This window comes from Puia sp. P3, from assembly GCF_050632245.1.
GTDB lineage: Bacteria > Bacteroidota > Bacteroidia > Chitinophagales > Chitinophagaceae > Puia.
The window spans coordinates 4,299,849-4,326,053 of the sequence record NZ_CP192583.1 but is presented as its reverse complement, the minus strand read 5'-3'; the positions used below and the strand labels follow the sequence as shown (position 1 = coordinate 4,326,053).

General features: G+C 54.9%; 35 protein-coding genes and 1 pseudogene. 23 read left to right on the top strand and 13 right to left on the bottom strand.

The genetic code is table 11. The features are described from left to right. Positions 1-342: 342 nt before the first annotated feature. The 5 genes and pseudogenes from ACQ86N_RS27015 to ACQ86N_RS26995 all read right to left on the bottom strand — a co-directional run bounded on the left by ACQ86N_RS27015 (position 343) and on the right by ACQ86N_RS26995 (position 2,632). Positions 343-888 (bottom strand): hypothetical protein, encoded by a 546-nt coding sequence (locus ACQ86N_RS27015; protein WP_431209769.1) that lies wholly within the window; start codon positions 886-888, stop codon positions 343-345. A 108-nt stretch (positions 889-996) separates the two neighbouring features. Further along, entirely contained in the window at positions 997-1,587 is a 591-nt protein-coding gene (locus ACQ86N_RS27010; protein WP_431209768.1) for a hypothetical protein, read from the bottom strand. Beyond that, positions 1,587-1,856: an arginase family protein gene (locus ACQ86N_RS27005; RefSeq protein ID WP_431217610.1), complete on the bottom strand. Its 270-nt coding sequence runs from the start codon at positions 1,854-1,856 to the stop codon at positions 1,587-1,589. Before ACQ86N_RS27005 ends, ACQ86N_RS27010 begins: the two co-directional genes overlap by 1 nt. Before the next feature lie 139 nt (positions 1,857-1,995). Further along, positions 1,996-2,211 (bottom strand): annotated as a pseudogene (locus ACQ86N_RS27000) (arginase family protein); the annotation flags it as partial. 25 nt (positions 2,212-2,236) lie between these two features. Then, on the bottom strand, positions 2,237-2,632 hold the full coding sequence (locus ACQ86N_RS26995; RefSeq protein ID WP_431209767.1) for a hypothetical protein: 396 nt from the start codon (positions 2,630-2,632) through the stop codon (positions 2,237-2,239). A 184-nt stretch (positions 2,633-2,816) separates the two neighbouring features. Here ACQ86N_RS26995 and ACQ86N_RS26990 point away from each other — a divergent pair, with 184 nt between their 5' ends. From ACQ86N_RS26990 to ACQ86N_RS26965, 6 genes are all read left to right on the top strand, one after another. Beyond that, complete coding sequence (locus ACQ86N_RS26990) at positions 2,817-3,398, top strand: TetR/AcrR family transcriptional regulator (protein ID WP_431209766.1); 582 nt, start codon at positions 2,817-2,819, stop codon at positions 3,396-3,398. Then, positions 3,395-4,567 carry a beta-ketoacyl-ACP synthase II gene (gene fabF / locus ACQ86N_RS26985; protein ID WP_431209765.1) on the top strand — a complete coding sequence of 391 codons (1,173 nt, stop codon included), beginning with the start codon at positions 3,395-3,397 and terminating at the stop codon, positions 4,565-4,567. Before ACQ86N_RS26990 ends, fabF begins: the two co-directional genes overlap by 4 nt. Positions 4,568-4,852: 285 nt before the next feature. Further along, positions 4,853-5,167: a hypothetical protein gene (locus ACQ86N_RS26980; protein ID WP_431209764.1), complete on the top strand. Its 315-nt coding sequence runs from the start codon at positions 4,853-4,855 to the stop codon at positions 5,165-5,167. A gap of 109 nt (positions 5,168-5,276) precedes the next feature. Beyond that, positions 5,277-6,071, top strand: coding sequence for a cytochrome c biogenesis protein CcsA (gene ccsA, locus ACQ86N_RS26975; RefSeq protein WP_431209763.1), 795 nt, complete (start codon positions 5,277-5,279; stop codon positions 6,069-6,071). Continuing rightward, entirely contained in the window at positions 6,046-6,954 is a 909-nt protein-coding gene (gene ccsA, locus ACQ86N_RS26970) for a cytochrome c biogenesis protein CcsA (protein ID WP_431209762.1), read from the top strand. Before ccsA (ACQ86N_RS26975) ends, ccsA (ACQ86N_RS26970) begins: the two co-directional genes overlap by 26 nt. A gap of 1,036 nt (positions 6,955-7,990) precedes the next feature. Further along, a complete protein-coding gene (locus tag ACQ86N_RS26965; RefSeq protein WP_431209761.1) occupies positions 7,991-8,566 on the top strand; it encodes a DUF4294 domain-containing protein in 576 nt (191 codons plus the stop codon). A 200-nt stretch (positions 8,567-8,766) separates the two neighbouring features. On the opposite strand, the gene ACQ86N_RS26960 is transcribed toward ACQ86N_RS26965, so the two are convergent. From ACQ86N_RS26960 to ACQ86N_RS26935, 6 genes are all read right to left on the bottom strand, one after another. Beyond that, positions 8,767-9,744 carry a bestrophin family protein gene (locus ACQ86N_RS26960; protein WP_431209760.1) on the bottom strand — a complete coding sequence of 326 codons (978 nt, stop codon included), beginning with the start codon at positions 9,742-9,744 and terminating at the stop codon, positions 8,767-8,769. Positions 9,745-9,821: 77 nt separating this feature from the next. Then, a complete protein-coding gene (locus ACQ86N_RS26955; RefSeq protein ID WP_431209759.1) occupies positions 9,822-10,304 on the bottom strand; it encodes a hypothetical protein in 483 nt (160 codons plus the stop codon). A 162-nt stretch (positions 10,305-10,466) separates the two neighbouring features. Further along, positions 10,467-11,840, bottom strand: a complete 1,374-nt coding sequence (locus tag ACQ86N_RS26950; protein WP_431209758.1) for a HAMP domain-containing protein — start codon at positions 11,838-11,840, stop codon at positions 10,467-10,469. Between the two features lie 13 nt (positions 11,841-11,853). Then, entirely contained in the window at positions 11,854-12,534 is a 681-nt protein-coding gene (locus tag ACQ86N_RS26945; protein ID WP_431209757.1) for a response regulator transcription factor, read from the bottom strand. Further along, positions 12,522-13,004, bottom strand: a complete 483-nt coding sequence (gene rfaE2 / locus ACQ86N_RS26940) for a D-glycero-beta-D-manno-heptose 1-phosphate adenylyltransferase (RefSeq protein WP_431209756.1) — start codon at positions 13,002-13,004, stop codon at positions 12,522-12,524. The genes ACQ86N_RS26945 and rfaE2 overlap by 13 nt, the downstream gene beginning before the upstream one ends. After that, the gene (locus ACQ86N_RS26935) at positions 12,976-13,800 is read right to left on the bottom strand and encodes a lysylphosphatidylglycerol synthase transmembrane domain-containing protein (protein ID WP_431209755.1); all 825 of its coding nucleotides are present in this window, start codon (positions 13,798-13,800) and stop codon (positions 12,976-12,978) included. The genes rfaE2 and ACQ86N_RS26935 overlap by 29 nt, the downstream gene beginning before the upstream one ends. A 40-nt stretch (positions 13,801-13,840) precedes the next feature. On the opposite strand from ACQ86N_RS26935, the gene ACQ86N_RS26930 reads away from it, so the two are divergent. Continuing rightward, positions 13,841-13,996 (top strand): hypothetical protein, encoded by a 156-nt coding sequence (locus tag ACQ86N_RS26930; protein ID WP_431209754.1) that lies wholly within the window; start codon positions 13,841-13,843, stop codon positions 13,994-13,996. A 35-nt stretch (positions 13,997-14,031) separates the two neighbouring features. On the opposite strand, the gene panD is transcribed toward ACQ86N_RS26930, so the two are convergent. Beyond that, complete coding sequence (panD, locus tag ACQ86N_RS26925) at positions 14,032-14,376, bottom strand: aspartate 1-decarboxylase (RefSeq protein WP_431209753.1); 345 nt, start codon at positions 14,374-14,376, stop codon at positions 14,032-14,034. Positions 14,377-14,468: 92 nt separating this feature from the next. Then, the gene (gene panC, locus ACQ86N_RS26920) at positions 14,469-15,281 is read right to left on the bottom strand and encodes a pantoate--beta-alanine ligase (protein WP_431209752.1); all 813 of its coding nucleotides are present in this window, start codon (positions 15,279-15,281) and stop codon (positions 14,469-14,471) included. Between the two features lie 122 nt (positions 15,282-15,403). On the opposite strand from panC, the gene ACQ86N_RS26915 reads away from it, so the two are divergent. The 16 genes from ACQ86N_RS26915 to ACQ86N_RS26840 all read left to right on the top strand — a co-directional run bounded on the left by ACQ86N_RS26915 (position 15,404) and on the right by ACQ86N_RS26840 (position 26,092). Next, positions 15,404-16,216, top strand: a complete 813-nt coding sequence (locus ACQ86N_RS26915) for a glycogen/starch synthase (protein ID WP_431209751.1) — start codon at positions 15,404-15,406, stop codon at positions 16,214-16,216. A gap of 84 nt (positions 16,217-16,300) precedes the next feature. After that, positions 16,301-17,527: a methionine adenosyltransferase gene (gene metK / locus ACQ86N_RS26910; protein WP_431209750.1), complete on the top strand. Its 1,227-nt coding sequence runs from the start codon at positions 16,301-16,303 to the stop codon at positions 17,525-17,527. A 154-nt stretch (positions 17,528-17,681) separates the two neighbouring features. Next, positions 17,682-18,242 carry an NUDIX domain-containing protein gene (locus ACQ86N_RS26905; protein WP_431209749.1) on the top strand — a complete coding sequence of 187 codons (561 nt, stop codon included), beginning with the start codon at positions 17,682-17,684 and terminating at the stop codon, positions 18,240-18,242. Beyond that, positions 18,239-18,448: an RNA methyltransferase substrate-binding domain-containing protein gene (locus ACQ86N_RS26900; RefSeq protein WP_431209748.1), complete on the top strand. Its 210-nt coding sequence runs from the start codon at positions 18,239-18,241 to the stop codon at positions 18,446-18,448. The genes ACQ86N_RS26905 and ACQ86N_RS26900 overlap by 4 nt, the downstream gene beginning before the upstream one ends. Next, the gene (locus ACQ86N_RS26895) at positions 18,448-18,987 is read left to right on the top strand and encodes a TrmH family RNA methyltransferase (RefSeq protein WP_431209747.1); all 540 of its coding nucleotides are present in this window, start codon (positions 18,448-18,450) and stop codon (positions 18,985-18,987) included. Before ACQ86N_RS26900 ends, ACQ86N_RS26895 begins: the two co-directional genes overlap by 1 nt. Further along, the gene (locus ACQ86N_RS26890; RefSeq protein WP_431209746.1) at positions 18,971-19,471 is read left to right on the top strand and encodes a hypothetical protein; all 501 of its coding nucleotides are present in this window, start codon (positions 18,971-18,973) and stop codon (positions 19,469-19,471) included. The genes ACQ86N_RS26895 and ACQ86N_RS26890 overlap by 17 nt, the downstream gene beginning before the upstream one ends. Next, entirely contained in the window at positions 19,432-19,818 is a 387-nt protein-coding gene (locus ACQ86N_RS26885; protein WP_431209745.1) for a hypothetical protein, read from the top strand. Before ACQ86N_RS26890 ends, ACQ86N_RS26885 begins: the two co-directional genes overlap by 40 nt. Positions 19,819-19,820: 2 nt before the next feature. Beyond that, positions 19,821-20,495, top strand: coding sequence for a GSCFA domain-containing protein (locus tag ACQ86N_RS26880; protein WP_431209744.1), 675 nt, complete (start codon positions 19,821-19,823; stop codon positions 20,493-20,495). Continuing rightward, positions 20,455-20,808 carry a GSCFA domain-containing protein gene (locus ACQ86N_RS26875; RefSeq protein WP_431209743.1) on the top strand — a complete coding sequence of 118 codons (354 nt, stop codon included), beginning with the start codon at positions 20,455-20,457 and terminating at the stop codon, positions 20,806-20,808. The genes ACQ86N_RS26880 and ACQ86N_RS26875 overlap by 41 nt, the downstream gene beginning before the upstream one ends. Positions 20,809-20,863: 55 nt before the next feature. After that, entirely contained in the window at positions 20,864-21,790 is a 927-nt protein-coding gene (locus ACQ86N_RS26870; protein ID WP_431209742.1) for a YncE family protein, read from the top strand. Then, positions 21,738-23,354, top strand: coding sequence for a bifunctional YncE family protein/alkaline phosphatase family protein (locus ACQ86N_RS26865; RefSeq protein ID WP_431209741.1), 1,617 nt, complete (start codon positions 21,738-21,740; stop codon positions 23,352-23,354). Before ACQ86N_RS26870 ends, ACQ86N_RS26865 begins: the two co-directional genes overlap by 53 nt. A gap of 80 nt (positions 23,355-23,434) precedes the next feature. Further along, on the top strand, positions 23,435-23,746 hold the full coding sequence (locus ACQ86N_RS26860; protein WP_431209740.1) for an RNA polymerase sigma factor: 312 nt from the start codon (positions 23,435-23,437) through the stop codon (positions 23,744-23,746). Continuing rightward, the gene (locus tag ACQ86N_RS26855) at positions 23,707-23,826 is read left to right on the top strand and encodes a sigma factor-like helix-turn-helix DNA-binding protein (RefSeq protein WP_431209739.1); all 120 of its coding nucleotides are present in this window, start codon (positions 23,707-23,709) and stop codon (positions 23,824-23,826) included. The genes ACQ86N_RS26860 and ACQ86N_RS26855 overlap by 40 nt, the downstream gene beginning before the upstream one ends. Before the next feature lie 140 nt (positions 23,827-23,966). Continuing rightward, positions 23,967-24,887: a FecR family protein gene (locus tag ACQ86N_RS26850; RefSeq protein ID WP_431209738.1), complete on the top strand. Its 921-nt coding sequence runs from the start codon at positions 23,967-23,969 to the stop codon at positions 24,885-24,887. 81 nt (positions 24,888-24,968) lie between these two features. Further along, positions 24,969-25,859: a TonB-dependent receptor plug domain-containing protein gene (locus ACQ86N_RS26845; RefSeq protein ID WP_431209737.1), complete on the top strand. Its 891-nt coding sequence runs from the start codon at positions 24,969-24,971 to the stop codon at positions 25,857-25,859. Continuing rightward, positions 25,856-26,092 carry a hypothetical protein gene (locus ACQ86N_RS26840; RefSeq protein WP_431209736.1) on the top strand — a complete coding sequence of 79 codons (237 nt, stop codon included), beginning with the start codon at positions 25,856-25,858 and terminating at the stop codon, positions 26,090-26,092. Before ACQ86N_RS26845 ends, ACQ86N_RS26840 begins: the two co-directional genes overlap by 4 nt. Positions 26,093-26,205 lie beyond the last annotated feature (113 nt).

The window sequence follows — 26,205 nt, the reverse complement described above, 5'->3', positions numbered from 1 at the left end:
CCTGCCGCGGTGTAGCAGAACAGGGGAGGGTGGGTGCGTCGGGGGTAGTCTCGTAGGCTGCGAGGTAGAGGCCGGTGTGGGCCGGGGGGATGAAGGCGGCGACGGCCCAGCCTTTTTCGCAGAGGCGCATTTCGCCGGTGAGGACGTCGATGCCGATGCCTCTTCTGCCGGGGAGTTCGTAGAGGGAGCCACCGTCGGGGAGTTCGATCCAGTCTTCTGTGGGTACGGGGAGGGCGTCCCAGCCGCTGCGGCCGGTGGTGTAGAGGGATGTGTCTTCGAAAATGTTCCCTTTACCGTCGGAGTAGAGGATGAATGGAGATTCCTTGAGCATCCGCAAAGGTACTACTTTCCCAGTGTAGAAGCGGCAGAACTGGTGGATGTCTTCCATTTGGCCGAATTCGAGGTTGTTGCGGAGGTCGAAGCTGAGACTTTCGCTTTCGGAAGCTGGAGATGCGGATGGAGTTCCAGGGAGGTTTCGACGTCGTTGATATGGGACCAGAGGAGGAAGCGGCTTTCGGGGAGGCCGGGGATGGTGATGCCGGTATGGTGGAAGGAGAGGAGTTCGTCTGCGCGGAGGCGTCGTTCGCAGTAGAAAAGATAGCTATAGGCGATGGCGAGGGAGTGGTGGACTATGGCGATGCCGATATGGCCCTGCATGAGCATGATGGTGCCGATCCCGAGGAAGAAGATGATCTCTACGATACGGAAGAAGAGGTTGACGCGGGGCATCTGTCGGAGGGCGTCTTTGCCGGCGAGGACGAGGAGGAAGATGTCGAGGGAGATCATCAGCTGGCACCAGAAATACAGGTTATGCGTCTCTTCGCTGCGGAAGCTGGCTGATGGCGTGGGTGAGGATGAGGAGGCCTGCGGTGATATGAAGTGCGGCACCGCTACGCTTGAGCCGTTCGAAAGAGGGTGCGACTACGGGTAGAGATATGGAATCCATAAGAAGCAGTTTTACCTAAGATACAACCGCTCCCGTAATCCATAAAGACCTTAAAAAATTTTAACAGATTGACTGGAAGAGGATGCTGCGAGCTGTTCGCGGCAGAACATATTAAATTCTTCTTCATCTGCATCGTCTTCATCCTCATCGTCGACGACTTCACGCTGCAGGAGGCGATTGCTTTTGAAGTCGAGAGTAAGGAGTCCGTCCTTGAGGATGATATTGTTGAAGTCCGACCAGACGAAGCGGCGGGAGATGAGGGTATTGATAACGATGTGGTCGGGGTCGAAGCCGATCTCGAGGGGGCGTTTGGTTTGGGATTCGAGGAAGGCCAGGGCCGTGAAGATGACGGCTACCCAGGGGACAGGGGTAAGGCCGATCCAGCCGATGGCGGATACGAGGAGCCATATGCGATACCGGACCCGGCTGTTCTTTCTTCGGCTAAGGATGAGGTTGGCGGTGAGGCCGGCAAGGATCGCGAGGGCGACGATCAGCAGCAGATAGTTGGAATGGGGGCTACGGAGCTGGATATAGACAAAGGTCAGGGCGGAAAAGAAACATAAGAGGACGCTGAGGAGGTCTGTGGTCCTTTCGTTGTTCTTTTTTAGAATGACAACGTACTTGTAGCGTATGGTGTTCATCAGGAATTACTTGCTACCAGCAAATTACTCAATTTCCACAGAATGCGGGCGCCGACGTTGGCGTCCCATTCGGTGTCGCCGACGCCGATCTCGACGAGGTCGAAGCCGATGAATTTGCGGCCGCTCTGGACGATGCGGCGGATGAGGTAGAAGATCTGTTCGGTCTCGAAGCCGCCGGGGACCGGGGTGCCGGTGTGCGGACAGAGTTTGGGATCGAGGCCGTCGATGTCGAAGCTGATGTAGACCTTTTCGGGGAGGTGGCTGACGATCTCTTCGGCGATCTGGCGCCAGCTCTGGCCTTCGTAGCTGCGCTCTTTTATGTCCTTGTCGAAGTAGGTGATGACCTCGGTAGTTGCTGTTCTCGATGTATTCCCATTCCGAGTCGGAATAGTCGCGGACGCCGACCTGTACCAGTCTTTTCAGCTGGGGGATCTCCTGCAGGGCGTTGTACATGACGCTGGCGTGGCTGTACACAAAGCTCTCGTAGGATTTGCGCAGGTCGCAGTGGGCGTCGATCTGGAGGATGCCGAAGTCGCCGTGTTTTTCGGCGATGGCCTTGTAGAAGCCCAGGGGCGTGCTGTGGTCCCCGCCGAGGAGGCCGACGAGCTTGCCGTTGTCGAGCAGGCTTTTGGTCTGTTCGTATACCCATTTATTGAGTGTTGGCGCTGCCTTCGTTGATCTCCTTGAGGGATTTGCACATGAAGCTGTTCTTCTCGAGAACTTCGCCTTTGGAGGTGAAGTTGATGTAGAGTTCGGCCTCTTTGCGGAGGTAGTCGCTCTTCATCAGGATCTTTTTATCGGGGGTCCGCATGTACAGGCCCTGTCTCCAGGCGTTGTCGGTCTCGCCGTCGTGGAGGTCCACCTGCATGCTGGCATGGAATACGTGTTCGCAGCTGCGCGATGTTCCGGCGCCATAGCTGACCGTGACTTCCCATGGTATGGGCAGAATGACGAGCCTTGCGTCGTCTTCTGTAAAGGGTAGGCCGAAGATATTGTTCTTTGGATTGCTTGGTCCGTTGGAGTCAAATTTCGATAGATCTGTCATTTCGTGGGAGTCTCCTCATTTTGGAACGGAGCGCAAGTTAGTGTAGTATGCACATATGGCAAAATAGGAGAATAAATTCCGGGGAAATTGGGTGTTTCAACGCTGAAATTTTTATACTAACTAGTTAGTAAGTATATTTGCCCCTTCCTTTGGCCCGCTTCGGGGTTTAGGGTCGGGACAAGTCTTGAAAGAAACGAAAGAACATATTATTGAGCTGGCGGACGAGCTGATCCGCAAAAGAGGATTTAACGCCTTCAGTTATAGCGATATAGCTGGTCCTTTGGCCGTCCGGAATGCCGCCATCCACTACTATTTCCCCTCCAAGAGCGATCTTGGGGAGGCGGTTATCGACCAGGAGCTGCAGAGGGTTGACGAATACCGGCGGAAGTCGGAGCGTCTTGGCGGGGAGGAGCAGCCAAAGCTGCTGGTGGGTGTGTTCCGCCGGAACAATAAACTCAGGCTTATCTGTCTGATGGGCTCACTTACACCGGATTATGATACCTTTGAGGAGCCGATGCGGCAAAAGGTGAAGGAAATGTGCACGGGCATCCTCGACTGGCTGGGGGAGGCGCTTGAGCGGGCGAGGGAGGAAGGGGGGCTGCAGTTCGAAGGTTCCGCGGGGGACAGGGCACTGCTGGTGGTCTCGACCTTGTTGTCGTCGTTATTGCTTTCGCGGGTATTGGGCGCGAATATATTTGAACAAATGCTGGATCAGTTGTTGCGGGATATGCGGGCAGACTGGCAAGTAAAAGATATCAAATTATGAAGAAAGTAGTTGTTACAGGTATGGGCGCTATTACGCCGCTGGGAAATGATCCGGTATCCTTTTGGTCGCAGCTGGTGGCTGGCACCAGCGGGGCGGGGCCGATCACGCATTTTGACGCTACGGCTTTTAAGGTCCGGTTCGCCTGTGAGGTGAAGGGCTTCGATGCTACGGCGGTGCTCGACCGCAGCGAGATGAAGCGCACCGATCTGTTCACGCAGTATGCGCTGGTTGCGGCGGACCAGGCGATAAAGGATGCCGGTCTGGACTTCTCTAAAATGGATCCGTTCGATACCGGTGTGATCTGGGGATCGGGGCAGGGTGGGATGGAGACCTTCGAGGAGCAGGTGAAGGAGTATGCGAACGGGGACGGCACCCCCAGATTTAGTCCGTTCTTTGTGCCCAAGCTGATTGCGAATATGGCTTCGGGGATGATCTCGATCAAATATGGCTTGATGGGGATCAATTATACGACGGTTTCTGCCTGTTCGACCTCGAATACGGCGTTTATGGACGCCCTCAACTATATCCGGCTGGGTAAGGCGAAGGTGATCGTGGCGGGTGGCTCTGAAGCGCCTATTACCGCTGCATCGGTGGGTGGATTTACGTCGATGAAGGCGATGTCGACGCGGAATGACGACCCGAAGCATGCTTCGAGGCCTTTTGACGTGGACAGGGACGGATTTGTGATGGGTGAAGGCGCCGGGGCGCTGATCCTGGAAGAATACGAGCACGCGAAGGCACGTGGGGCGCGGATCTACGCCGAGTTTGCGGGGGCTGCGATGACGGCAGATGCCTATCATATGACCTCGACGCATCCGGAAGGGGCGGGGGCGTTGCGCGCCATGCAGGATACGCTGAAGGACGCGGGCCTGAATAAAGAGGACGTGGACTATCTGAATGTACACGCCACCTCGACGCCGGTGGGGGATATCAGCGAGGTCAATGCCGTCGTGAGGCTGTTCGGGGACGCTCCGAAGAACCTGACGATCAGTGCGACCAAGTCCATGACGGGGCATTTGCTGGGCGCGGCCGGGGCTATCGAGGCGATCGCCTGTCTGAAGGCTATCACCGAAGGGGTTATTCCGCCGACGATCAACACAGTAAATCTGGACCCGGTTATTCCCGGGGGTTGCAGATCCTGCTGGGGACTGCGGAGAATAAGCAGGTGAAGGTGGCGATGAGTAATACCTTTGGGTTCGGGGGCCATAATGGGATAGTTCTGTTCAAAAAAATATAGACGGACACCGTTGGTGTAATTGATCAGGCCCGGACCACGGGTCCGGCGGCCGTAACCGAGCTTGAGCGAAGGTTACGAACAAGGTGGGCAAGGGACGACGCCCGCCGAAGTTCCAATATATTAGAGAATTTGCGCAGGCCGATAGGTTTTATTTATCGGCCGTGCGCGCAAATCTATGGAGCTTGTGTGGGTTTTTGGCCTAACTTTGCCTTCTGTTATGAAAAAGCTCCAAATCGTCATATTAGTAGCCATTGCGATCTCAATAGCCGTGCTGATCAGTTTCATGACTGATCTGACCACGTACGAGACGATCGCTTCCGCGCGTCAGAAGAGCGGGAAGACCGTTACCATCATCGCCCATCTGGACAATAGCCAGCCGATCGAATACAATCCGGCGAAGGATCCCAACTTTGTTAGTTTTCATATCAGCGACACGCTGGGGAACAAGGCCAAAGCTGGTATACCATTTCGAGAAGCCTTACGACCTGGAGAAGGCCGAGCGTATCACACTGAAGGGGAAGATGTCGGGTGACGTGTTCGAAATCTCCCGGAAGGACGGCATTCTCCTTAAATGTCCGTCCAAGTATAAAGACGATCCCAAGGCCGCTGCACAGGCTCTGAGCCAAAATTAATATCCTGACATGGAATACGTAGGTGAACACCTTTTGCCCGGGCATATAGGGCATTTCTTTGCTTTACTTTCTTTTACAGCCGCTCTGGTAGCCACCATCTCTTATTTCAAGGCCACCAATGCGGCGTCGATCGAGGAAGAAAAGAGCTGGAGGAGGATGGCAAGGATAGCTTTTGGCATTGACGTTCTGGCGGCCTATGCAGTACTGGCGACCATTATCTATATCATCAGGGCCCGTCTTTTTGAATATAATTTTGCGTGGGAGCATTCGAGCAAGGCGCTTTCCGCTCAATACCTGCTGGCCTGTATCTGGGAGGCCCAGGAGGGAAGTTTTTTGCTGTGGAATCTGTGGGTATGTGTTCTCGGGCTGATCCTGATGCGGAAGGCCGGCAAGTGGGAGAACCCGGTGATGACCGTTATGAGCTTTACGCAGCTGTGTATTGCGACGATGTTCATGGGATTGTATATGTTCGGGAATAAGGTGGGTTTTAATCCCTTTATTCTTGTTCGTCAAACGGAGATGGGTATGCGGGCGCCGATATTCAGCCGTCCGGATTACCTGAGCTTCCCGCAGATGCAGGACGGTCAGGGGCTGAATGCGCTGTTGCAGAACTACTGGATGGTGATCCATCCGCCGATACTGTTCCTTGGCTTTTCGTCGACGGTGGTGCCTTTTGCCTATTCGATCGCTGGGTTGTGGAAGAAACAATATGGCGACTGGACGCGTGTGGCGCTGCCCCTGGACCCTTTTCTCCGCCTGCGTGCTGGGGACCGGCATCATGATGGGGGCGGCCTGGGCCTATGAGGCGCTGAGCTTTAGCGGCTACTGGAACTGGGACCCGGTGGAGAATGCGTCGCTGGTGCCGTGGCTGGTGCTGGTGGCGGGTCTGCATACGCAGGTAGTCTATAATGCTACAGGGCATTCGCTGAGGGCCACTCATTTCTTTTTTATAACGCAGTTCATGCTGGTGCTGTACGAGACCTTCCTGACGAGGAGCGGTATACTTGGGGACCTTTCGGTACACGCTTTTGTGGAATCGGGGATGAATGTGCAGCTGGGGTTGTTCGTGCTGGTGTTCCTGTTTCCCGCTTATGGGCTGTTTATCTCGAGGTATAAAAAAATACCGGCTATCGTCAAGGAGGAGTCTACGGATAGCCGTGAGTTCTGGATGTTCATCGGGTCGCTGGTTTTGTTCCTGTCGGCGATGTTCATCATCATTTCGACTTCGCTGCCGATCTACAATCTGCTGATGAGCAAAAAGGTGAGCACGGGGGATGACCCTACGTTCGCTTACAACCGGATAGAGATATTTATCGCGATACTGCTGGGGATATTTACCGCTTTTGCTCAGTTCCTGAAATACAAGGGGTACGACGCGGGATCATTTCCTTCGGAAGATCGGTCTGCCTACGGCGGTGGCGCTGGTGGTTTCGGTCCTGATCAGTGTATTTGGCGGGATCCACTACGACAAATATGGCGCTGGTTTTCTGGCTGCGATACATCTGGCGATGTTTGCCGGCGTATATGCGGTCGTGGCCAATGCGGCCTATATCTGGACCGGCTTTCACGGCAAGCTGAAGGCGGCGGGTTCGGCTGTGGCGCATGTAGGTTTCGGGCTGGTTTTGGTGGGAATTTTGCTTTCCTCCGCGAAGAAGCAGGTATTGTCGATCAATACGACTGGCATTAATATTCCTTTTGCCCCCGAGACGAAGCAGGATCCGATGGAGAACCTGACGCTGCTGAAGGGCATGCGGACGGATATGGGCAAATACTGGGCGACCTATGTGCGGAATGACTCTGTCGGCAACCGCAACCAGAATACCTATTACCAGGTGCATTTCGAGAAGAAAGACAGTTCGGAGCAGTTCGATCTGTATCCTTATTTTATCAGGAACACCAAGGGAATGGAGGGTGGCTCGCCGAATCCGGACAACAAGCACTACTGGAACAGGGATGTTTTTACTTATATCAATGCGTACAGCCGGGATGATATTGCGGATACGGCGGCGTTCAGGCCGACGGTGATGGCGCTTAAGGATACGGTCTTTTATTCCAAGGGTTTTGCGATACTGGACTCGATCGTTGTCAATCCGAATAACGGGAAGTATCATTTCGGGCCTGGGGATACGGCGCTGATGGCGAAGGTGGTGGTGATATCGCAGGACAGTACGCGGCATGTGGCGTATCCGGTGTTTTATCTGAAGAATAGTGCCCCGCAGTATTTGAACGATACCGTTTTTCTGCAGGACCTGGCGTTCCGGTTCAATCGTGTGGCGGCGGACCGGAAGATCGAGCTGGGGGTGAAGGAGTCGTCGAATATGGTGCCTTTTATAGCTTTGAAGGTGGTGGAGTTTCCGCATATCAACGTGTTGTGGATCGGGACGATCATCATGATCATTGGATTTTTGATGAGTATGGTGTGGAGGAGGAGGCAGGGGAAGTTGAATAAGGCTGCGTAGGGGCGGGTGATCCCGGTAGTGTTTTGGGGCGGGCGTTTGGCCGCGCCGCGGCGGTGGCCGCGTAGGAGCCTGACTCCGTGAGGGTTAGGCCTTTTCCTGGTCCCGACGCGGGGAGTGGAAATTTGTTAAAACTGGGTTACCTCAACCCGGGGGCTGTATTAATTAGAAAGGTTTTTTTACCTTGTAGACCGTATGCCCTTATTTTTACGTAAATATTTGACTGTCATTGTGTTATCTTGTCTGTGCGTTGGGGCATACGCGCAGGTGGCGGACACGTCTGCCATTCCCGATAATATTCCGCGGCCGGAGCTGGGGCCGAACGATACGATCCCGGTGCCTGCGAAGGTCTATAATGGGGAACTGGTGCCTGCTCATACGGAAGAGTATACCTGGGTACATGCGCCGATGCCGCCCGCTATGCGGCGTCGGTATGAGGAGTGGACGAGGCTGCGTAATGCGGTGTATGTCTGTTATCCGTATGCGAGGAAGGCGGGGATCATCGTGAACGATATCAATTCGAAGCTGGCGTTGCTGAATTCGGATGGGGATCGAAAAGCGTATATACAGAGCCGGGAGAAGGAGTTGAAGAAAGAGTTTACGGCGCCGCTGGAGCAGTTGTCGATCTATCAGGGGAAGATCCTGATGAAGCTGATCAACCGGCAGACGGGGAATAACTGTTACAATATCATCAAAGAGTATAAGGGTGGGTTTACCGCCAGGTTTTACCAGACTGTGGCTTTCTTCTTCAGCAGCAGTCTCAAGCAGCCTTATGACCCGAAGGGTGATGATCAGGCGATCGAGGTGATTGTGGAGGAGGTGGAGAGGATGTATCATGGTTAGGGGCGCCGCGGGGAGTGTTCCCCGGGTGGATGGGTGTGTGAACCATGGGAACCGCGGTTGCAGCGCGGAGAATTCCGCAAAAGAAAAAGCCACTGAAAAGTGGCTCCTTAATCCAGGAATTAAGTAGGATCCGGGTTTGAGGATGGTGGGTTTAGGCGGGTGGGTGAAGAGGGTTAGGGGTTTCACATAGCCGGGTTTTCCTACAGGATATAATATTTTTTGGCGGTGGACTTTGCTTCGGTGTGGAGGGGGGTCTCGCTGATCATTTGTTTGAGGTCGCGCTCGATGGTGAAGCAGATGGCCGTCATGGGGGTATCGGTGGGTTTGTTTTCGAAGGGGTCCTGGAGGTGGATGGCCATCTTTTCGATCAGGAAGAAGACGGCGGAGATCGCGATGACGACGGGAACGGACATGAAGCCGAAGAAGTCGACGACGGCGAAGGGGAGGAGGAGGAAGAAGAACAGAAGGGAGAAATGGATATACAGGCTATAGGTGGCCGGGAATATCGTGTTCTTGATCCGCTCGCATTTGCCCATGGAGTCGCAGAGTTTGGAGAGGGTACGGTCGAGCTCCACCTGCTGGTAAGTATTGATGAGGCCGTTGTTGACGGCCTTTTGGAGGTCGTGGGCGTGGAGCTCGAGGAAGGCCATGGGGGAGTTGTTGAAGTTCTTTATGAACTGGGTGTCGCCGCGGCTGACGAATTTTTCGATGCCGTAGCCGCTGTCCTGTCCGCGAAGGCTGCGGCTCAGGCTGTAGCACCAGGCTATCTGGCGGCGGATAAAGCGGGAACGGAAGAAGTGGGTCTGCTCCTGGTGAGGGGAGTTGGGACCGTGGTCCGGACCATGGGTTGAACCGTAGTTGGATTCATGGTCGTCGCGGTCGGGGGACTGGATAAATGTATTGATCTGGCGGGCCAGCGAGCGGCTGTCGTTGACGATGGCGCCCCAGATGGTGCGGGCTTCCCACCAGCGGTCGTAGGCCTGGTTGGAGCGGAAGGCCAGCAGAAGGGAGATAACGGTGCCCATGATCATGGGTATGGCCAGCGGAATGGCCAGATGAGTAAAATGAAAGACCTTGTAGAGCACGGCTACCCCGATGGTATAGGCGCTGACGAGGATGAGCTCGGTCTTGATCTTACCAATGATATATTTGAACGGGATATTTTTCTTTAACAGCATATCAGGTGGACATTTTGCGGTGAATGATCAGGAGGCTATTTGAGCCGGATAACCGGGCAGGCATTTTGGGCCGATAATCAGGCAGGCATTTTTGTTTTGTACAATAAGGTGGTCAGTGTTCCGAACTCCGGTGTGCTGGGCTTCTCGACGGATATGATCGGCGTGTGGCATTTATGCAGGATAGGTAGCAACGGCGTGGATTGTGGAAGGCGGTGGCGGTAGGGATGGTCTTCGAGCATATAGATCGATCCGATGCCGCGGGACTCCATATAGTGGCGGAGGTAGAGGCGGGTGTTGCTCCATAGAAATTCGAAGGACAGCGGCTGCAGGCCGGGGGCGTATTTTCTCCGCAGCATCTCGAGGGCTTCGGTGAACTGGCCCGACACCATTTCGTAGGGTTTGCGCTGCTGGATGAACAGGAGGTCGGCGATTCCGGTGGGCATGTGGAGGGTGTGGACGACATAGATATTGATGGGGTGTCCCATATTTTTGCGGCAGATCTCGTGTATGGGATACAATGATGCCAGGGTGAGATCGGTTGGTAATAAAATGTTTTTCATGTCTTTTGGTTTTAGTGCAAGATGGAGCACCGGGGTAAGAAAGCGGTAAGAGGGAGATTGGAGGGAAGTAAAAATTCGGTAAGAAAGTGGAAAGAACCCCGGGGAGGGTGGAATTTGAGGGTGGTTTAGGGGAGGGAGGTGGCCGAAGGGTGACCTGGGCGGTTAGAGCGGGAATTTGACGATCACTTCGGTTCCGACGTTCTCTTTAGAGCTGACGGTTATGCTGCCTTTATAGAGGCGTATGATATTCTGGGCAAGGGGAGGCCGATGCCGTAGCCGAGTGTTTTTTTGACGTTGGAGGCGCGGAAGAAGGGGTCGAAGACGTGTTTGATCTGGCCTTCGGGGATGCCGATGCCGTGGTCGGTGATGATAAAAATGATGTTTGTGCTGCTGGCGGCGATTGCGAAGGTGATGGGATTGCCCGAGCTGTACTTGCATGCGTTGAGGAGGATATTGGAGATCGCGAGTTCGAAGAGCTGGGCATTTCCGTGGAGAGTGAGTTTGTGGCCCGCACCGGTGAGTCGGGCGGCATCGGGGGTGGAGGCTCTTGTCTAGGCGGATCTCGGCCTGGGGGTAGACGTTGTGGGCTACGCCGAGGCTGTTGTAGACGAGCTCGTCGACGTCCACCGGTTCGTAGACGAGGTTCCCGTGGAAACTGGACTGGGCCAGTTCGAGCAGCCCACGGGTAATGGACCGGAGCTTTTCCGCCTCGGCCATGATGATGGCGAGGGCTGCACTGGTATTCTTCGGGTGAGCGTTGCCGGGTGAGGGCGAGGTCGGCCTCGCCGATGATCGCCGTGAGGGGGTGTTGAGCTCGTGGGAGGCGTTGCTGACAAAATTGTTCTGGGTCTCGAATGCCGTCTCGAGGCGGGAGAGCATGTCGTTAAAGGTTGTCGCCAGGACAGAGACCTCGTCCTTCCCTTTTACGTCGAGCCGTTCGTGGAGGGAAGTGATGCTGATGGTGTTGACCCGTCTGGCGATGTTGCGTATGGGATATAGTACCTGACGCGAGAAGAGGAGGCCGATGGTGATGAGGACCAGCACGGAGATGATACCGCCGGTGGTGAGAATATTTTTCAGGTCGGCGAGGAAGTGCTGGGCGTAGCTGTGGACGGCGGTGATGATGATGAGGTATTCGCCCTGCGGCGCCTTGTGGATGATGCCGGCGTAGAACTGGAATTTGTGGCGCCCTGAGGCCTTGCCATTCTGGCGGACGTCGTCGAAAAAAGATGCGCCGATGGTTTCGTATAATGGGGTGGATCGAATCCGGTCGAGGGTATCGGTGCGGATGATGTATTCTTCTTCCTCGGGCAGGCGCTGGAGGTGCTCGCGGCGGAGGGTCTCGTAGACCTGCTGGTTCTGGTCGCTGGCGTCGAAATTGGCGCGGGAGGCAACCACGGCCCTTAGCGTGAGACGGGTATAGAAGTCTTCGAATGCTTTTTCGTTGGCGAAGTACCAGACGGCGGTGCTGAGCAGGATGATGACGGCGAGGCACAGCCCGGTGAACAGCAGGGTGATCTTGAGCTGGATCTTCATGCGGACTCCTCTTTTAAGATATAGCCCATTCCGACGACGGTGTGTATGACGCGCGCGGTACCGGGGCTTTCGAGCTTTTGCGGAGGTAGTTGATATAGACGTCGACGGTCTTGGTATTCAGCTGGAAGTCATAGCCCCAGACCTTTTCGAGGATGTCCATGCGGGAGAGCACCCTGCGCGGGTTGCGCATGAGGTATTCGAGGAGGCGGAATTCGGTTGCGGTCAGCTCGACAATCTGGTCGTTGCGACGGGCATTCTTTTCGTCCAGGTTGAGGGTGATATCGAAGAAGGTGAGGGTAGCGGGACCGGAGTTGGATGAGGGGATATGGCGTCTGAGCAGCGAGCGGACGCGTGCGAGGAGTTCGGCTATCTTGAAGGGTTTGGTGAGGTAGTCGTCCGCGCCGGCGTCGAGTCCGCTGACGATATTGTCTGTAGAGCCGAGGGCGGTAAGCATCAGCACGGGGGTGTTCATGCCGGCTTTCCGGAGCTTGCGGGTGAGTTCGATACCGCTGGCGCCCGGGATCATGACGTCCATGACGATCAGTTCGTATTCGAAACGCTGGATATGGTCCCAGGCCGATTCTCCGTCCATGGCGACGGAGGGCTCATACCGGTCTTCCATCAGCGCTTTTTGAATAACGGAAGCAACGGCCGGCTCGTCTTCCACGATGAGTATGCGTGCTAGAGGCTGCATATTTTGTCTATGAGGCCGGTGGTAGAGAATCCGGGAACGATAGGATTGATCACTACGCGGCCGCCGGCGGCTATGACCTCTTTTGCACCGACGATCTGGTCGATGGTATAGTCGCCGCCTTTTACGAGGACGTCCGGTGATACAGTCGTTATAAGATTGAGGGGGGTATCTTCTTCGAAGAGGATGACGGCGTCGACCATCAGCAGCGAAGCCATGACGGTGGCGCGGGCCTGTTCGTTATTGATGGGTCGCTGGGGGCCTTTCAGGCGACGGGTGGAGGCGTCCGAGTTGAGGCCGACGATGAGGAAGTCGGCTTCGCGGGCGGCGTCGGAGAGGGAGGCGATATGACCCTGGTGCAGGATGTCGAAACACCCGTTGGTGAATGCGATGGTCTTACTAAGAAGGCGCCAGCGCCGGATCTGGTGCTGCAGGCCTGGGAGGTCATATATTTTTTGCGGTATTATTCTCATATACGGGCTCTATTGTGATACGTTTTTTGTTGATCCGTGGCAGCAGGATAAAGCTAACGGAGCCAAAGAGTATAAAGCTGAGGAACTGGCCGAACCAGAGGAGCCAGCCGAGGGCCTGGCCGTAGGGTGTTTCGGGAATGCCGTAGAAGGCGACGGTTTGTGCGACGAGGAGGGCGTAGGCGCCGATGCCGCCGGGGGAGATGATCATGCCGACGCTGCCCATGGCGAGTACGCTCAGTGCGTCGACGATGCCGAGGTGGCTGGTGGCGCTGATGGCGAAGAAGCCGAACCAGGTGCTTAGAAGGTAGAGGCCCCAGATGGCGATGCTGTAGAAGAAGAAGAGGGGTTTGTTCTTCAGGTCTTTTACGCTGGTCAGGCCGTGCCAGATGTTGACGATGATGTTCTTAATCTTTTGTGCGATGCTGATATGGCTGAAGCGGTTGAGGAGCCATTTGCCGATGAGGAAGAGAGCGACGACGATGGCGACCAGGACGATGATCTTTATATAGGATGTCTGGCCCTGGGAGTTGCGGAAGAGGCCCTCGAGCTTGCCGGCGGTCATCTGGTGGATGATGTCGAACTGGAAGATCAGGGTCAGGCCGAAGACGAGGGCGAGGCTGACGAGGTCGAAGGCGCGTTCGGCTACGACGGTGCCGACGAGTTTGTCTGCGGGCACCTTTTCATAGCGGGCGATGACGGTGCATTTTACAACCTCGCCGAGCCGGGCGCCGATGTTGACGAGGTAGCCGATCATCACGGCGAGGAAGCAGTTGAGCCGGGAGGGTTTGTAGCCCATGGGTTCGATGAAGCTGGCGCCAGCGAAGCGCGCGGATCCAATGACTGAGGAGGAGGAAGCCGAGCACGGGGATCAGGAGCCAGTAGTTGGCGCGGTGCAGGGCGTCTTCGAGGCGGGTACGGTCATCCCTGGTCATGCCTTTGAGGCTGAGCCACACAAAAAACGCTGCGAGAGCAGCGAAAAAGAGATATTGTAACAGGACCAGAATTTTTTCTTCATAACTGGTACAAGTTACAGCTTATTTCCTTCTTTCGGAAAAACGATCCAGGGCTTGAAGGTCTTTGCTTTTTCGAATTCCATGTGTGCGTAGGAGATGATGATGACGATATCGCCCACTGCACCCTGCCTTGCAGCGGGGCCGTTGAGGCAGCAGGTGCCTGAGCCGCGTTTGCCTTTTATAAGATAGGTTTCGATGCGGGAGCCGTTGTTGACGTTGACGACCTGGACTTTTTCGTTTTCGATCATGTTCGCAGCGTCCATCAGGTCTTCGTCGAGGGTGAGGCTACCGACGTAGTTGAGGTTGGCTTCAGTGATGGTGGCACGGTGGACTTTGGATTTGAGGATTTCGATGTCCATGGTTTATTTTTTGAGGGCACAAAGTTAGGACAAAAATGTTTGCGGGCTCGTCGCCCAACTGACGTTGGGCTCCTCGCCACCGGGGCCAGGTCTCATAGAATCATATTGTCGATGAGGCGGACTTCGCCCTGGAAGGCGGCGATGAGGGCGACGGTGTTGGGAGAGGGTGGGACGGGTTCGAGGGTTTCGGGGTCGCAGATGGAGATGTAGTCGGTTCGGAACCGGGAAGCGGCGAGGATCTCTTCGGCGGTGGAGAGGGGGGCGCCGGATCTGAGGGCAAGAAGGGCCTGGTAAATGGCCGTGGCGCGCTGGCGTTCGTCGGGGGAGAGGCGGGCGTTGCGGCTGCTCATCGCAAGGCCGTCGGGTTCGCGGACGATTGGGCAGCGGTGGAGGCGGACAGACCAATCCATCAATTGAATAAGGCGCTGGACGATCATACATTGCTGGTAGTCTTTGGAGCCCATGAAGAGGTCGTCGGGGCGGACGAGGTCGAGAAGGCGGCGCATGACCCGGCAGACGCCCCGGAAGTGGCCGGGGCGGTATTTGCCTTCGAGGATGGTTTCGAGGCGGCCGAGGTCATACCTTTCGAGGTTGGTGGTGCCGTTGGGATACATCTCGCCGACCTCGGGAAGGAAAAGGGCGTCGACGCCGGCGGCTTCGAGCAGGGCGATATCTTTTTCGATGGTGATCGGATATTTTTGATAGTCCTTCGGGTCGTTGAACTGAGTTGGGTTGACGAAGACGGAACAAACGGTGATTCCGGCCGATCTTTTTGATATATCTATAAGTGATATATGACCCTCGTGGAGGGCTCCCATAGTGGGTACGAAACCGATAGTGTCATTCGAATTCCTTGTCTGGTCCAACCACCGGTGCAGGTCACCGGTTTTTTTAAATAAAATCATTTTTTTAGGGATTTAAGCGTCCAAAACGGCCTACAGCGCCGATTTTACAATAAAAATTGTACCTTTGCAAACTATTTCATTGAGTTTCTTTAAGGTCTGGTCTCAACAATTATTGTAAAATAATGCTACAAAAAAAGCGAATTTTATTTATTGCCAACGAAATGTCGCCCTATTTAGAGCTGACGGAATTTGCAGAGATCGTTAATAAGCTGGCAATTAAATCAAATGACAATGGTTTTGAAGTGCGTTGTATTATGCCCCGGTTTGGTGTGGTGAATGAGAGGAGGCATCGTCTTCACGAGGTGGTTCGGCTTTCGGGTATCAACGTCTCGGTTGACAACGATGATTATCCATTACAGATCAAAGTAGCATCTCTCCCCAATGCGCGTCTTCAGGTATATTTTCTGGACAACGAGGACCTCTTCAAGCGCAAGTTCATTTTTCACGACGAAGGTGATAAGTGGTTCGAAGACAATGGTTTAAGAACTGTTTTTTATTGCAAAGGGGCGTTGGAGACGGTGAAGAAGTTCGGCTGGCCCCCGGACGTTATCCATTGCAGCGGCTGGATGACGGGGCTGATCCCTTTATATCTTAAGACTGTATATAAGAAGGAGCCGGTGTTTGCTCACAGCAAGTGTGTGTTCACGATCGGGCAGAATACATTCAAGGAAAAGCTGGGGCCGGATTTTCTGAAGACGGCCAATATTCACGCCACTATGAAGGATAAGGATCTCGAGCCTTATAAGGACGCCAGCAACAGCGCCCTGTTCCGCGGCGGAGCCACTTATGCCGATGCGATCACCTTTGGCGCCGAAAAGGTCGATAAGAAACTGGTTGAAGAGTTCGGAAAGATCAGGGGCAAGAAGGTGCTTTCCTTCAACGCGGAGTCGGATTTAACAGATTATTTGCAGTTGTATACTGATCTGAGTAAATGATTTATATTTGCGGCGAATCTTTGCGTTGCGATCAGCCAAGAATGCGTCGCCAACCCATTACATTAATTAAATCTTTAAAACACAATGCCTTATTTATTCACGAGCGAAAGCGTTTCTGAAGGACATCCGGATAAAGTCGCAGACCAGATATCGGATGCGTTGATCGATCATTTCCTTGCATTTGACCCTCAGTCCAAAGTTGCCTGTGAGACGCTCGTGACCACGGGGCAGGTCGTTCTGGCCGGCGAAGTAAAGTCGAAGGCTTATCTGGACGTACAGGATATTGCCCGTGAGGTTATCCGTAAGATCGGCTATACGAAGAGCGAATATATGTTCGAGGCTAATTCCTGCGGGATCTTTTCTGCTATTCACGAACAGTCTTCCGATATCAACCAGGGCGTCGACAAGAAGAAGAAAGAAGAGCAGGGCGCTGGTGATCAGGGGATGATGTTCGGCTATGCGAGCAACGAAACCGAAGACTATATGCCTCTGGCGCTGGATCTGGCTCACAAGATCCTGCTGGAACTGGCGGCGCTGCGTCGCGAGAACAAGGCGATCAAGTATCTGCGTCCTGACGCCAAGAGCCAGGTGACGCTGGAATACGACGACCATAACAAGCCGGTTCGTATCGACGCGATCGTTGTCAGCACGCAGCACGACGATTTCGATACGGAGTCGAAGATGCAGGCCAAGATCAAGGAAGATATCATCAATATCCTGATCCCCCGCGTGAAGTCCAAGTATAAGAAATACGCCAAACTGTTCAACGATAAGATCAAGTATCATATCAACCCCACGGGTAAATTCGTGATCGGTGGTCCTCATGGCGACACGGGTCTGACCGGCCGTAAGATCATCGTAGATACGTATGGTGGCAAGGGCGCTCACGGTGGTGGTGCGTTCTCCGGTAAAGATCCTTCCAAGGTAGACCGTTCTGCTGCTTACGCTACGCGTCATATCGCCAAGAACCTGGTTGCTGCGGGTGTAGCCGACGAAGTTCTGGTCCAGGTGTCCTATGCTATCGGCGTGGCTCAGCCTACCAGCATCAACGTCAATACCTATGGTACGGCGAAGGTGAAGCTGACCGATGGTCAGATCGCGAAGAAGGTCATGGAACTGTTCGATATGCGTCCTTATTTTATCGAGCAACGCCTGAAGCTGCGCAATCCTATCTACAGCGAAACCGCTGCTTATGGTCAGTATGGGCCGTCAGCCGCAGGTGATCGAGAAGGTGTTCATCGCGCCTGGTGGAAAGGAGCTCAGGAAGAAGGTCGAGCTTTTCACCTGGGAGAAGCTGGACTATGTGCCTAAGGTGAAGAAGGCGTTTAACCTTAAATAGTGTTACGGCTACTATATTAAAAGCTTCCCTGTCGGGAGGCCCCCGGCAAAATTTTTGCCGGACATTGTGAAAAAATCGACCGCGTACTTTCTGTCCAGACGCGGTCGATTTTTTTATTTTTGGGGAATGAACGAAAATCCATGGACGATACTTGGTGAGCGGGCTGTATACGACAACAAGTGGATCCGCGTCACGGAATACGATGTGGTGAATCCCAGCGGAGGCAAGGGTATCTATGGCAAGGTTCATTTCAAGGGACTCGCCATCGGGGTCCTGCCGCTGGACGAGGAAGGGTATACGTGGCTGGTGGGACAGTACCGGTTCACACTCGACCAGTATAGCTGGGAGATACCCGAAGGAGGGGGAAATCCGGATGAGCCGCCGGTGGAGTCGGCGAAGCGCGAGCTGCGGGAGGAGACGGGGCTGGTGGCGAAGGAGTGGACGCATCTGCTGGATATGCATCTGTCCAATTCCGTCAGTGACGAGAAGGCCATGGTCTATCTGGCGCGGGGGCTGGAGCAGCGGGAGGCGATGCCTGAGGAGACGGAGCAGCTGGTTGTGAAACGGGTGCATTTCGAGGAGGCCTGGCAGATGGTAGAGAGGGGAGAGATAACGGACTCGATGTCTGTTGCGGGTATTCAGCGGGTGAAGTTGTTAGTACTGGGAGGTAAATTATCGATCGGATGAAGAAAAGTCAACTTATAATTGGTCGTCAGCCGGTGATCGAAGCGATCCGGTCGGGCAGGGCTGTCGACAAGATCCTGTTACAACGAAATACCAGCGGTGATGCGGTTGCCGATATCCGGCAGCTGGCGCGCGGATTCAATATCCCGGTGCAGGTGGTGCCCGGGGAGAAACTGAACTCGCTGACGAAGGCCAATCACCAGGGGTAGTGGCGTTTGCGGGGCTGGTGCAGTATATGGATCTGCAGCAGGTGATCGACCATGTGGTGGGATCGGGAAGCGTGCCGTTGTTCGTCATGCTGGACGGGGTGACGGATGTGCGGAATATCGGGGCGATCGCCAGGAGCGCTTTGGTGTGCGGCGCGCAGGCGCTGATCATCCCGGACAAGGGGACGGGGGCGCTGAACGAGGAGGCGATGAAGTCTTCGGCGGGCGCACTCGAAAGGATACAGGTGTGCAGGGTGTCCAGTCTGCTGAAGGCGGTGGACGAGTTGCATCTGAACGGGATAAAGGTATTTACGAGCGAGATGAAGGCGCCGACGCGTGTTTTCGAACTTCCGCTGGGGGAGCCCTGTTGTATAGTGATGGGGAGCGAGGGCCACGGGGTTCAGGCGTATATCAGAAAAGCGGCGGACGAGCATTTTACGATACCCATGGCCGGGGATTTCGATTCGCTGAATGTTAGCGTGGCGGCGGGTATCATTTTGTATGAAGCAATGAAAAATCGTTTATATGGTAAACCTGGTTGAGTGTCCGCGGGATGCTATGCAGGGCTGGCCGCATATTATACCGACGGCGAAGAAGATAGAATATCTGAATTCGTTGTTGCGGGTGGGGTTTGACGTGCTGGATTTCGGAAGTTTTGTTTCGCCGCGTGCGATCCCGCAGATGGCGGATACGGCGGAGGTGCTGAGGGGACTGGATATGCGCAATAGCCGAACCCGTCTACTGGCTATCGTGGCGAATTTCAGGGGAGCGGATATGGCGGCGGGGTATGACTCCGTTGCTTATCTTGGATTTCCCTTCTCGGTCTCGGAGACCTTTCAGCTGCGCAATACGAATAAGACTATCGAGGGTTCGTTCGCGACGGTAGAGGAGATGCAGGAGCTCTGCGCGATGAGGGAGAAGGAGCTGGTCGTGTATCTGTCGATGGGGTTTGGGAATCCTTACGGGGACCCTGGTCGGAGGAGATCGTGTATGAATGGGCGGCGGCGCTGGCTAAATTGGGGGTAAAAACGCTGTCTGTCGCGGACACGGTAGGCCTGGCGACACCGGAGCAGGTATTCTCGGTGACGAGCTATCTGATAAAGGAGCTGCCGCAGTGCACCATTGGCGTGCATCTTCATTCCACACCGCACGGCAGGAAGGCGAAGATCGACGCGGCGCTGGAGGCGGGTTGTCTTCGATTTGACGGCGCGCTGAAGGGTATCGGCGGTTGTCCGATGGCGGGGAACGATCTGGTAGGAAATATGGATACGGAATGGATGATCCGGCATTTCGGGGAGAAGAACTTGTTACCTTCTCTGGATAGCGCTGCGTTAAAGGAAAGTCTGCGTCTCGCGGGCGAAATTTTTGTATAAAGATGGAGTTTCAGGTACCGATAACTATTCCGGCGCTGCCTCAGCCGATCAGCTATGGGGAAAGGCTGCTGCTGACGGGTTCGTGTTTTACGGAGCATATCGGCAACAGCCTGAAGGACTGGAAGTTCGACCTGCTGCAGAACCCGAACGGGATCCTTTTCGACGCGGCGAGTGTGGCGTCGAGTCTGGTCAGCTATATCGAGCCGAAGCTGTATAAAGAGGAGGACCTGGTCTATTTCAACGAGCTGTGGCAGAGCTGGCAGCACCATAGCCGGTTTTCGAATATCGACAAGGAAGAATGTTTAAGGGGGATCAACGCTTCGCAGCAGAGGGCGCACGAGTTCCTGAAGAAGACAGACTGGCTGGTGATTACGCTGGGGAGTGCTTTCTCGTACCGGCTGAAGGACGGGCTGCCTGTCGCCAACTGTCACCGGGCTCCGGCGCAGACGTTCACCAAGCACCTGATGACGATCGAGGAGATCAATGAGGCGCTGGACGGCTGTCTGTACAAGCTACGGTATTTCAAACCAGACCTGAGGGTAATCTTTACCGTTAGTCCGGTGCGTCATATCCGGGATGGGGTGGTGGAGAATAACCGCAGCAATGGCGCGGCTGCTGGAGGCGGTGCATCATCTGGTGGGCAAGTTCGACCGACTTTATTATTTTCCTGCATATGAGCTGGTGATCGACGTGCTGAGGGACTACCGTTTTTATGATATCGATATGGTACACCCGAACTATCCGGCGACGCAGTTTGTGCTGGAGAGGTTTGCGGCGGCTTGTATCGGCGAGGAGTCGCAGCGGTTGATGGAGGAGGTGAAGAAGATCGTGATAGCGAGGAAGCATCGGGCGTTTCAGCCGGAGACGAATGCTCACAGACAGTTTTTAGCAAATTTTAGGGAGAAGACTGCCGAGCTGGCCCGGCAGTATCCTTATCTTGACCTGAAAGAAGAGCTGGAATATTTTAGTGTTAATACAGGCTTAATATAAGCCCACAATTTTTCCGACGGGCTGTGAGTAGCTTTGCGTTACTCAATGTTTTTCCATGAAAAAAGCTCTGGTCGGGGTCCTTACCCCGGTATCCCTTATTTCGGCAAATGCCCAGCCCAAACGTCCTGTTTCTCCTGGAATTATCGATCTGCCTACACTGGAAGCCCGAAGGGTTCAGCTGCCCAATGGGTGGTCGCTGACGCCGGTCGGCACCAGCCTTCCGCTGGGCGATCTGCCGCTGAATATCGCGGTGAGCCGGACGGGGAAGTATGCGGCGATCACCAATAATGGCCAGAGCGTTCAGTCTATTCAGCTGATGGACACCAGGGCCGGTCGGCAGCTGGACAGCGTCGAGATCGGGATTGCGTGGGGCGGGATCGCCTTTACCGCTGACGAAAAATCTTTATACGTCTCGGGCGGGAATGACAACTGGATCATCAAATACTCCATCAAGAATGGCAAGCTGGTGAATGACGACACCATCCGTATGGGTGAGCGGATGTCGGGTAAGGTATCGCCGACGGGGATTGCGATCGATGACCGGCGTCAGCTGCTGTATGTCGTTACAAAGGAGAATAATAGCCTGTATGTTATTGGTCTTCGCGATGGCAAGGTGGTACGCCAGCTGCCGCTGAGCAGCGAAGGGTATACCTGTCTGCTGTCGCCGGACAAAAAAGAATTATATGTCTCCGAGTGGGGGAGCAGGATGATCGCGGTATATAATACCGAATCGAATGTATTTACGGATAGTGTGGCCGTGGGAGATCATCCGAATGATCTTTGTCTTTCCGAGAACGGGCAGTATTTATATGTGGCCAATGCGCTCGACAACAGCGTGTCGGTGGTAGATATCAAGGGCCGTAAGGTGCTGGAGACGCTGAATGCGGCGTTGTATCCGGAGTCCAGGGGTCGGCAGTACGACCAATGGCGTGGCGCTGAGCGCGGACGGGAAGACGCTGTATGTGGCGGATGCGGACAATAACTGTCTGGCTGTTTTCGACGTGCGTAAGCCGGGGGCGAGTGCGTCGCTCGGGTTTATTCCCACGGGCTGGTATCCCAGCTGTGTCAGGGTGATCGGCAAGCAGGTGTTCGTGGCCAATGGCAAAGGGTTTTCTTCCCTGCCGAATCCGCACGGGCCCAATCCGGTGGATGTGCGTCAGCGCGTCTTTCTTCATCAGGGGGATTCGGTCAGGAACAAGAAGATCCGCGAGCAGTATATCGGCGGCGGTCTGCTGATGGGGTCGCTGAGCATGATCCCAGCGCCTTCGGACGAGCAGCTGAAGGTGTATACGCAGGCCGTATATAAGAACACTCCTTATAAGAAGGAGACCGAGCTGGTGAATGTGGGTGGTGAGGCAGGGAATCCTGTACCGGGCAGGGTCGGGGATGTATCGCCGATCAAGCATGTCTTTTATATTATTAAAGAGAACAGGACCTATGACCAGGTGCTGGGGGATATAACGGAGGGCAACGGGGATACGAGTCTGGTGTTGTTCGGGGAGAAGGTCACGCCGAACCAGCACGCGCTGGCGAAGGAGTTCGTGCTGCTGGACAATTTCTATGTGGACGGCGAGGTCAGCGCGGACGGGCATCAGTGGAGCATGGGCGCCTATGCAACGGACTATATGGAGAAGATCTGGCCTTCGGCTTATGGTCATCGCGGGGGCAATTATAGTACGCCGACGGTGCTGGACAGGTCTTATATCTGGGACCAGTGCGCGAAGGCGGGGGTGAGCTACCGGACCTATGGGGAGTTCATCAATAAGGACAAGAATGGTCATGACAAGCCGGCGATACCTGTGCTGGAAGGGCATTTCTGTCCTTATTTCAAGAATATGGACCAGCATATCTTCGACACGGCGAGGGCCTATAAATGGATGCAGGAGTTCGATTCGCTGGTGGCGGTGAATGCGGTACCGGCTTTCCAGGTCGTCAGGTTCGGCAACGACCATACGGAGGGTACGACGCCGGGTAGGCCGACGCCGTTTGCCCATGTCGCGGACAATGATCTTGCGGTGGGTTTGTTCGTGGAGCATTTGTCGAAGAGTCCTATCTGGAAAGAAAGTGTGGTATTTGTCCTGGAGGACGACGCGCAGAACGGTCCGGATCATGTGGACGCGCACCGTAGCCCTGCCTATATGGCCGGTGGATTTGTCAAACGTCGTTATGTCGATCATACCATGTATACGACCTCGTCGGTGCTGCATACGATGGAGCTGATCCTGGGGCTGCAGCCGATGACGCAGTACGATGCGGCGGCGGTGCCGATGTGGAGGAGCTTTATGGGACAGGCCGATCTGACGCCTTTTGTTGCGAAGCAGGAGAGCATCAATCTGCTGGACATCAATCCCAGCAGGGGCAAGCTGGCGGCGATGGCGAAGGGGCTGGATTTCTCGCATGAGGATGCGCAGCCCGACTGGGTGATGAATGCGATGTTGTGGAAGGCGGTGAAGGGAGAGAATGCGGTGGTTCCGGCGCCGGTAAGGGCGGCTTTTGTGAAGTCTGAGGTCAAGTCGGTCAAAGGAGGGGATCGGGATGATGACTGAGGGAGACCTTCACGGCGGCTTTTAACCTGTATTATCCCAAGGTATATCATCATTTCCTGAAGCGGACCCGGTCCGCGGCTGTGGCCCGGGAGGTGGCGCAGCTGGCTTTTATCAAGCTGTGGGAGTTTCGCCATACTCTTACCGATACTATCTCACTGGATACTCAGTTGTTCCATATTGCTGCGGGGGTGTTTATCGATTATTTGAGGAGGGAGGGTGTTCAGCGGAGGAAAGTGCTCGAACACAGAGAGGCTCAGCCCGCAGCCGAAGCGGCGCCCGATGGGCTCCTGGAGGCTTCGGATCATTTGTTATCGCTTACGCGCAGTCTCCCGCCTGTGCGTAAGCGCGTTTTTTGCTCAGCCGCGTACAGGGCCATTCCTACAAAGAGATAGCGGAGCTGCTATCCATCTCGCTCAAGACGGTAGAAGACCATATGACGAAGGCCCTGCGTCATATCCGCGGTCTATATTAACTTAATGTTACCGGCAGTGGTAACCCTTTCCCACAAACGTATACATTGGTAGGAGCACAATCTACCTACTGCATGGAAGTTACCAAAAGTCTGATCCGGAAGTTTTTGCCAGCGAATGTGACGAGCAGGAATCTGTCGCCGTGCTGGATTATCTGCAGCAGCATCCGGAGGAGGTGGGTCTCGGTGAATGGGAGGCTGTGGAGCCTGCGTCGGTGGGGCCGGTGCTTCCACCAGGAGGATGTGCTGCGGGAGCTGAGGGGGCAGCTGTTCCCGAGGCCGGTGCGGAGGATGTACTGGCCGGCGGTGGCGGCGGCGGTCGTTCTTCTGGTTGTGAGCGGATGGGTTTTTGGAGTAAGAGCGGGCCGGCGGGAAGTGTCGCTGTAGCGGCGGGTGAGCAGGGAGCTGTGAGCTGGGTGTACAGGACGAATGAAACGGACAGCGTGTCGGCTGCCGTACTGCCCGACGGTTCACGCGTGAAGCTGTATGCGCATTCAGCTCTGCGTTATGCCGATTCTTTCGGGGCGGCGGGCCGGGATAGCTGGCTGGTCGGATCGGCGGAATTCGACGTTGTGAAAGACCGGGTCCATCCTTTTACGGTGCATGGCCGCTGGTTGGCTACTACGGCGCTGGGTACGGTGTTCTCGGTGAACACGCGCGGCAATGAGACGGTGAAGCTGTATTCCGGAAAGGTCGTGGTGATGGGTTTGAACAAGGACGTTTATTTGGTTCCGGGGGAGCAGATAGACTATGACAGCAGGCGGATGGTAGCCAGGGTGAGCCGGTTCGGGAAGCCGGTGTTGAAGGGCGGGAAGGAGGTGATCGCCGATAAGGCGGCTTTAGCTTTCAATAACAGCCCGCTGACGGCTGTTTTCCGGAAGCTGGGGGCGAGATATAATACAAAATTTAGTTACCGGGCATCCGATCTGGCCGGTCTTAATTTTACCGGTGCGGTGGAGAATACAGATTCTTTAGATGTATTCCTTCGATTGCTCGCGGGGATGAATAACCTCGATATTGTCGAACAGCCGGGCGGGTATCGGGTGGTCCGGCGCGGTAATTAGCCACAACCTTTTCCAAACGACTTTAAAATTTTTAACGCGGGGACGCGAAAGGATAATCTTTTGCCTTAAAACAAGTAAACAATGAAAGTCTTTTACACATTCAGTTCGCTGCTATTCTTCGTGTTGCTGAGGGTGGGCGTTGCGGCTCAGTCGCTCACCGGAGTAGTTACCGGTACCATTGCGACAGATAAGGGAGAGCCGCTGCCCGGCGCCAGTATCAGGGCGAGCGACGGGCATTCTCCGGAGAATTTTACAATCCAGTCCAATGATCGGGGGGTATTCGTTTTCCGCGCGCTTACCGCGGGTAAGACCTATAATTTTACGGTTACCCATATAGGGTATACGTCGAAGACCGTCAGGGGTTTTCTTGTCAAGCCCAATGAGAACAATACGCTGCTGGTGCGGCTTTCCGAAGGGGCTAATGACCTCGACCAATTTGTGGTCGTGGGGTATGGCAGTCAGCGGAAGGGTGATCTTACGGGGGCGGTTACGCAGGTGGGTGGCGAGGTCTTTCAGGACAGGCCGTCTCCGAATGTCAGCCGGGGGTTGCAGGGCGTCGTTCCCAACCTCAATATCTTCATGTCGGATGGCAAGCCGACGCGGAACCCCACCTATAATATCCGCGGTCTTACGTCTATCGGCGCGGGCGGTCAGGCATCCGCATTGGTATTGATCGACGGCGTATCGGGTGATCCGAGTCTGCTGAACCCCGACGATATCGAGAGCGTCACTGTGCTGAAAGACGCCGCTTCGGCGGCGATCTATGGCGCGCGCGGAGCGTTCGGCGTAGTGCTGATCAATACGAAGAGTCCGAAGAGGGGAAAGGTGACGATGAATTTCAACAGCAGCTATTCCATCAACCAGAAGACGGTGACGCCGAAGCTGGTGAATGACGGCTATGCCTGGGGTAAGGCCTATGTCGACGCGTACAATGCACCTGGTATGACTACAAGACGCCTCCCAGCACGGTGAACGGCTATTTCCCGAATACGGATGCGGGTTTCGACTCCCTGCTGGCAAGGAAGAACAATCCGTCGCTGCCTCAGGCGGTGGTGGATCCTGCGACGGGGAAATACCTGTATTATGGAAGCACCGACTGGATCAGCCAGCTGTATCGTCAAAATACGCCTGCGACGGACAATTCGCTGAGTATTTCCGGGGAGCAGTCAGAATGCCGATTTTTATATCTCCGGCCGGTATTATGACCAGGGCGGGTATTCCGCTATAGCCCGGATCATTTCAAGCGGATCAACCTGCGTGCGAAGGGTGATATTGTCGTTCGTCCCTGGCTGACGCTGAGTGATAATATCGACTTCAA